The organism is Specibacter sp. NPDC078692 (assembly GCF_040686835.1).
Lineage (GTDB): Bacteria > Actinomycetota > Actinomycetes > Actinomycetales > Micrococcaceae > Specibacter.
On record NZ_JBFBLV010000008.1, the window covers coordinates 152,620 to 160,146 of the forward strand.

Consider the following 7,527-nt stretch of genomic DNA (forward strand, 5'->3'; position numbering starts at 1 on the left):
CGTTGAAGCTGAGCGTGGTTGCGAGTTAACCACGCGCTACTTCTGGAGCTGCGTCCCGTTAGCTACAAACCACGCGCACGTTCAGGGCTGGGCGCGGGTGGGGCTGAGCGGGGCTGGCAGTTCTCGCGCCCGCCGAGCCGTTAGGCACCGTCAGTTAAACTCGAAGAGTGGAATCTTTGGGCGTACAGACGGTGGCAATTGTGGGGGCGGGGCCCCGCGGGACTTCCGTGGTGGAACGGCTACTGGCGCGCCGATCCCAAAACGAGGGCCAAGCCCGGGAGTTACACATCCACCTCATCGACCCCTTCGCGCCCGGCGCCGGCCATGTGTGGCGCACGGAGCAATCGCGCCTCTATCTGATGAACACCCAGAGCTTTTTCCCCACACTTATTCCTGACCAAGGCGTGGACTCGCTGCCCGTGGCCGGCTGCACGTTCAACCAGTGGCGCGCGGCCCAGCGCGACGCCCCGTGGGCCGGACTCAGCGAAGAAGATCGGCAAGAGCTGGCACACCTGGCGGAACACAACTTCCCCAGCCGCCCCCTCTACGGCCGGTATCTGAGCTGGTGCTTTGAGCAGTTGCGCGAAAGCCTGCCAGACGGTGTCAGCCTGTTCAATCACGCCACTGAAGCCAAGCGTGTGGTGCGTAACCGCACCCAAGGCGGGTTCGATCTCGAACTTCTCGAGGGACCAAAACTGCACGCGGATCAGGTGGTGCTGGCCCTAGGTCATGTGGAGTCCAAGCTCAGTCCGGCCCAGCGCGGGCTGCGCGATGATGCACGCCATCATGGGCTGACGTACCTGCCCCCTGCCGTACCCAACGACGTTGATTGGGACCAGCTGCCCGCCGGGGAAACCGTGCTGGTGCGCGGCATGGGGCTGAACTTTTTTGATGTGGTGGGCCAGCTGACCGAGGGTCGTGGCGGGCGTTTTGAGGACACCGGGCGTCCGGCGGGGCAGGCGCTGCGCTACGTGGTGTCGGGGCGTGAACCGGTCATTGTGGGCGCTTCCCGGCGCGGCACGCCGTACCGGGCCAAGGCCGAACTGGCTGCGTACTATCCGCAGTCGATCACGTTGCGGTTCCTGGGCGAGGATGCCGTGGCCGCCATTCGTGCCATGGGTGCCACAGCCGGTTTTGACCACGATATTTGGCCGCTGCTGCACCGGGACACCATCTGGGCGTATTACACCACGCTGGCCCGGACCCGCCCCGAGTTGGTCACCCAGGAGCTGCTGCCGGAGCTCGATGCCCTGCTGCATGCCGGGCTCGACGGCGGCTCCCCGGCCTGGGAGCAGGAGCTCGCCGAGTTGCTGGCGCGGCATGTGCTGGACGGTCATGTGTTGGATTTGCCTGGGCTGGCCCGCCCTCTTGCCGGGTTAGCGGCCAGCCGTGCCGGCCTTGCCGACCGTGGCGGACTGCCCACCGCGACCAGGCGTTTTGCCACCCACGATCAGCTGGACGCCGCCGTGCTGGAGTACCTCGTGGCGGACGCTGCAGGTTCGGCGCTCGGCGAAGATGATCCGGTCAAGATGGCGATTGGTGCGCTGAATGCTGGGCGGGCGATTGTGAAATCGCTCGTGGCCGACCGTGGCATCACTCAGGAGTCTTGGCTGGGGGAGCTGCGCGGCTGGTTTGAAGGATTCGTCGAAGGGTTGGCCAGCGGTCCGCCAGCTATCCGCGTTGAGCAGCTGGCCGCGTTGGTGCGGGCCGGGGTGGTTCATTTCACCGGGCCGGATCCGGTATTCCGTGTTGAGCATGGAGTGTTCACTGCCAGCTCTCCCTGGGTGGCCGATGCCCCGTGGGTAGCGCGCCACTTGATCGAGGCACTCGCGCCGTCTAACAACGTGCAAAACAGTGCGTCTGGGTTGCTGCAAAACCTGTTGGCCGACGGGATTGTCCGGCCCCGCATGATGATGGCTTCCGACGGCGGACCCGTCGTCACTAGCGGCCTTGACGTCACTGCGCCGCCATACCAGCCGGTGGATGGGGTAGGTGTCCCGGTCGAGGGACTCTATGTTCTTGGGCTGCAGCTTTCCTCGACCCAGTGGGGCACGGCCATCGCGGCCGAGGCCTCCGCCAAGTACCGCAGTGGTTACCGCACAGTGGTGGATGCTGACGTGATTGCCGCGGCCATTTTGGCTTAACGCAGCTGACCCGCAGCGGACGGTGAAACCACAGAGAATCCTGTGAGTCTCGCCGTCCACTGCGGGTCAGTAGTGGAACAACAGCGGTAAAACGGAACAGCTAGTGTTTGGCTGCCTTGCGGCGGTTAGCCATGGCCACAGCCGTTCCTGCTCCGAGGAGCACCAAAGCGCCCAAGCCCAACGGCAACGAGGAGGCTCCGGTGTTGGGGAGCTTACCCGCGCCGTCGCCGGCACCAGCGGATGGTGAGGTGCCCGGCGTCGTGCTTGAGGGCGTTGTAGTGGGAGGTACAACCGTGCCAGCCGTCACGGGGATGGTGATCGGCAGGCGGGCGTACGTGCCGGCGTCGGTGGTGATGGTGAAGCGGCCGGCGTTGAGCTGTGCCGGCACCGTGAAGCTCAGTGTTGCAGCTCCGTCGGTGACCGTGGCGGTGCCCAACTCGGACGGCAGAACCGCTGCGGCCAAGACCGCGAATCCGGTGCCGCCACCGCTGCCCGAAGGCTCGTAACGGACAGTGACCGATGTGGACTTGGTGACGCCGAGGGAGGTCAGATCCAGCTTGTTCAATCCAAGCGTGACCTGCTGGCCTTCGGTGACCGTGGCCGGTGCATCGACTACGTCCACGCCGCGGCGGGAGAAGTCAGGTGCAATCGGAGCATCGGCAGACTTTTCGCCGAGGTACTTGATCCAGGCATCGCGGTCAATGAGACCGGAATCCTTGGTGTTGGTGCCCTCGGTGAAGATGCGGAAGTTGTCGCCGCCGGTGGCCAGGAAGCTGAACGTGCCCACACGGTAGGAACGCGTCAGATCCAGTGGTGCACCGTTGATGACCACGGAGGTGATGTGGTCGCCCAGCTTACGGGTGGAATCGTAGGTGTAGTCCACGTTGGAGGACAGTCCCAGGTTCAGGAACGGGCGGCTGGGAATGCTGCCGTCCGCGTTGGTCTGCCACTGCTGCTCCAGCATGGTTTTGAGCTGCGCGCCAGTGAGAGAGGTTGTCCACAGGTTGTTCACGAACGGCAGCACAGCGTTGGCGGCCGCGTACGTTACCACGCCGTCCTCGAGGCCTTCGTTCTTGTACAGCAGGTCCGCGCGCAGACCGCCAGGATTGACGACGCCGATCTCGGCTCCGCCTGTCTGCTCACTCTTGAGTGCGTCCAGGAGTGAGTTGCCCACCAAGTTGCCCAGCGTGGATTCGCTGGCACGGTCATCGCGGGTGAACTTGTTCGTTGCGGCGTCGAAGGTCTGCGCTGTCGTGATGTCAGCGGAGATCTTGCCCACGGGAACGCTACCGGCTTCTTCGGCTGCAGCCAGGGCTGCAGCCGTGATGGTTTTGACCTCTTCAACACGCGGGAAGGCGTTGATCAGGTGTGCATCGTCGTTCTTTGAACGGGGCACATTGCCCTGCGTGTAGGAGACAACCTTGTTGTTGGTGTCCACTGTCAGGACGATCTGGCCAATGAACTCGCCGTAGCTTCCAGTCTGGAGGACGGGGCGGGTCTTGACTGCTGCGTCAGCGGAAACGCCGGGAATGGGTGCATCCCAGGCGTACTGCTTGTGCGTGTGACCGGTGAAGATGGCGTTGACCGAGGCACTGGTCTTGGTGACGAGTTCGCGGAATGCGCCCTCGGCAGCAACTTCCTCTTCAAAGGTTGCGCCATCGGGGGTGCCTGCGCCGGCGCCCTCGTGGTATTCGGCCACGATGACATCGGCAAGCTTGCCGTCGACGATCTTCTTGGCAACACGGTTCACGGCTTCAACGGGATCCCCGAAGTCCAGCATGTTGATGCCAGTGGGTGTCACCAGCGTGGGGGTTTCCTGGGTGACGGCACCGATGATGGCGACCTTGACGCCGTCGACGGTGATGATCTTGTACTCCTCGAGCGCCGGGGTGGTGGTGCCCTTCTTGTACACGTTGGCGCCGAGGTAGCTCCAGTCGGCGGCAGGGATGACGCGATCGGTAAGGTCCGCAAAGCCCTTGTCGAACTCATGGTTACCAACGGCTGCAGCCTGCAGATCCAGGGCGTTCAGCACGTCAATGGTGGGCTGATCATCCTGCGAAGAGGAAGCGAACAGGCTGGCACCAATGTTGTCGCCAGCGGACAGGAACGCCGTATTAGCCTCGCCTGAGGCGGCGCGCAACTGCTCCACAGTGCCGGCAAACTTCACCGTATTGGCGTCAATGCGGCCGTGGAAATCGTTGATGTTCAACAGGTTGATGTCCTTGGTGTTCGCCGCGGCGCCACCAAGCTTGAGACCGACAACCACAGGATCGTGATCGGAGGCGGCGAAGGCTGAAGCGTCATAGAAGTTCGTGACGTTGTAGTTGTAACGGCTGTAGCCCATGGCGATGGACTCAGCGGAGTTGATGTTCCAGATGTCCGCACCGGTGATCAGCGCATTGGCTGCCGGGGTGGCCACAATGTGATCCAGTGATCCCACCAGACCACCAAAGGCGTAGGAGTGCTTGCCTGTCTTGGCGCCCTGGTCCACGTAGCCGGCGGCGGCCATCACGAGCATGGGATCTTCAAAGGTGTAGGCGTTGAAATCACCCATGAGCAGGACCTTGTTGGTGCCCTGTGAAGCCTGCAATGATGTGGAGAACTGCACCAGAGCTGCTGCCTGCGCGGTGCGGGCAAGGTTTGAGTTACCCTGGCCCTGATCGGTGTCGTTTCCGATCGCCGAACCCTTGGACTTGAAGTGGTTCGCGATCAAGATGACCTTGGCTGAATTTGCATCATCTGTCAGTGTGAAGGCCTGAGCCAACGGCTGGCGGGCAATGCCGGTGAACGCCTTATCGTCCAAAATAACGGAGTCACCCGCAGGCTTGGCAACAGCCTTTTTGTAGATGAACGCCGTACGGATCACGTCTTCTACGTCAACGGCCGGACGTGCCGCGGGGGAGCGGACATAGTCCCAGACGCCGGGTGTTTCAACGTTGAGAGCGGCAACCAAGGTGGCCAGCGCTGCGTCGCGGTCCTTGCCGAACTTAGCGGAGTTCTCAATTTCCTCCAGTGAGAGCACATCGGCTCCGGACTGGTGGATGCCGGCCACGATCTTGTCCTGCTGGCGCTTGAGGTTCTCCGCATTCGCGGCACCGCGCTGATCACAACCGGTGCGGACAGCGATGGGGTTACCTTCGCGGTCGTTGTAGAACTGGCACTTGGGGTCCAGATCGCCGGTCTGCGTGAAGTAGTTCTGCACGTTGAAGGTGGCTACCTTCAAATCCCCGCCCACGGGCTTGGGAGTGGCGATTTCATTGCGGTTGGTACCAAATGCGATCGGCTGCACATCGTCAGCATTGCTCGGTGTCAGTGCTTCCAAGGGCTGGAACTTGTAGGCGCCGTTGCGGTCATCGAAGATGACGTTTCCGGCGAAGGTGCCTGTGGATCCCAAACGCATGGGGGTTGCGGCGCTGAGCCACGGCAGCGGGACCGACTGTCCTGCAGCATTGAGGAAGTTGGTGCTGGCGCCGTCGTCGAGCTTGATGCCCTTGGCAGCGTTAGTGGCTACCTGAGCGGCGTGCGCGGCGGAACCGACCTGCCCCACAGCGGTGGGCTGCAGCAGCATATCGGTTCCCACAGCCAAACCAACCTCGCCGTAGTTGTTCAGCGAGTAGTTGTCCGTAATGGTGTAGTCGCCCTCGGGTGCCATGAGCATGCCCTCAAGGGTTTCGCGGGCTTCAGTGGTTTCCGGGACACCTACGACGGCGGCCTTGACCTCTGCCGCTGCATCGTCCAGTTTTGTCATGCCCTTGGCGGGGACGTCGATCTCGGTGGTGGTGCTTCCGGTGTTGCCACCAAATTCTTTGACGAGCCCGGTGACCTGGACGTAATCGTCAATCTTGACGTCAGCCACGGTTGCGGGGGAGTAAATGAAAATACCGTTGGAGGCCTTGTGTGTTGCCATGTCCAGATCGCCGCCGGTGCCGGGGGTCTGGATGAAGTAGCCGTTGAATCCGCCAGTGGGGTAGGCCGCAGTGACCTTGCCCTTGGTGGTGACGGTGGATCCTTCGAGGGGGCTCTTGGCGCCCTCGCCCTGGATCTCGGCGATGGTTTTGGTGCCGGCGTCTTCCGGCGGTGCCGGGGGCTCGTCTCCACGAGCGGTGCCGGTGGGTGTCGGAGCGGACGTGGTGAAGTCCTCCGCGTTGTTGTCCGTGTCGATGAAAGTTGTGCGGTTCAGCGAGGTGCTGGCACTCGCATTCGTGGAGGCTGCAGTTTCAAAGGTTTCGGAGCTGCCGTAGCCGAGGAGGTCGACGATTCCTGTGGTGCCCACAAGCGAACCAACTGCCAGGTCAGCGGGCAGCCGTTCTGCCTGATTGGCGAGGATCAGCGTCCCGGCGGAACCGGAGAATGAGAAGCCGCTGGCGTCGCCATCTGCGGGCGGCAGGTCAAGCCCGGTGTCACCGTTGGAGCTGCCCTTGATCAGGTAGTAGTCGTTGGCCTTAATGGTGCCGGATAAGGCGGCCAAGCCCGTGGGTGCAACTTTGCCGCCGGATGAGCGGTACTGCAACGACCAGCCGCTCAAGTTGATGTCGGCGGCCGTGGGGTTGTACAACTCCACGTACTTGTTCTTGTAGGTGGCGTTCGCACTGCCACCGTTGAGGTAGGCCTCATTAATGATGACGTTCGGTGCGGCCGGAGGGGCAGCCAACGGTTCAACGGCCAGCGGCTCTGTTGCCTCCGCTGCCTCCGCAGATTCAGAGGCATCTGCGGAGGGTGCGGGTGCGAGATCCGGTGAGGGATCCGCCGTCGTGCTTTCGGGTGTGCTCTCAGGGGCAGCTGATTCGGTGCTAGCAGCGGCCGTCGTTTCGGTTATGTCAGGAACGTCGTTGGCCATTGCTGGCGCAATTGCCAGCGGTGCAACGGCGAGTCCAAGGGCCAAAGCGGCCCCCAGTCCTGCCTTGTAGAAGTTGTTGCTCGTCATGTCTCCAACTCTCGAAAGGGCGGCACGCCGTTGTGCCATGGGTGATGATCGCCCGAAGAAGTCTTCCGAGGATGGGCACAGGGGCAATCCACGGACACAATTGCGGGAACGTTATTGAGCCAAGCGCATAGATGTGAACCATTCATGAACGGATCGCTTCTGTCAAGCAAACACGAGGGTTTTGTTTGCTATCCGGCGAAAATGAGCCCTTTATGTTCAAATAGGCTGCCTGTGTTTCATGTCACTGTTTGAATAAGTGCTTTTACGTTTGTTCGGACATTTACGGGCATTCTCGGGCATTCGCCGTGAATCTCACAGTGAGCTTTGGTCGGTTAGGTGACTGTAAGCGACTGTAAGCGACCAAAGCTCACTGTGAGACTTGTTTGTAGCTGGTCTGGGACTGGCTGGCAGGATGGGTATTGGCCGTTCCGCCTCTGGATGTGACTCCATAGCTCACTG

2 protein-coding genes are annotated in these 7,527 nt (G+C 62.0%); one reads left to right on the forward strand and one right to left on the reverse strand.

The features are described from left to right. The first annotated feature begins 167 nt into the window (after positions 1 to 167). Positions 168 to 2,144 (forward strand): FAD/NAD(P)-binding protein, encoded by a 1,977-nt coding sequence (locus AB0O97_RS08370; protein WP_363881666.1) that lies wholly within the window; start codon positions 168 to 170, stop codon positions 2,142 to 2,144. Between the two features lie 100 nt (positions 2,145 to 2,244). On the opposite strand, the gene AB0O97_RS08375 is transcribed toward AB0O97_RS08370, so the two are convergent. Beyond that, the gene (locus tag AB0O97_RS08375) at positions 2,245 to 7,068 is read right to left on the reverse strand and encodes an ExeM/NucH family extracellular endonuclease (RefSeq protein WP_363881668.1); all 4,824 of its coding nucleotides are present in this window, start codon (positions 7,066 to 7,068) and stop codon (positions 2,245 to 2,247) included. Positions 7,069 to 7,527: the final 459 nt, after the last annotated feature.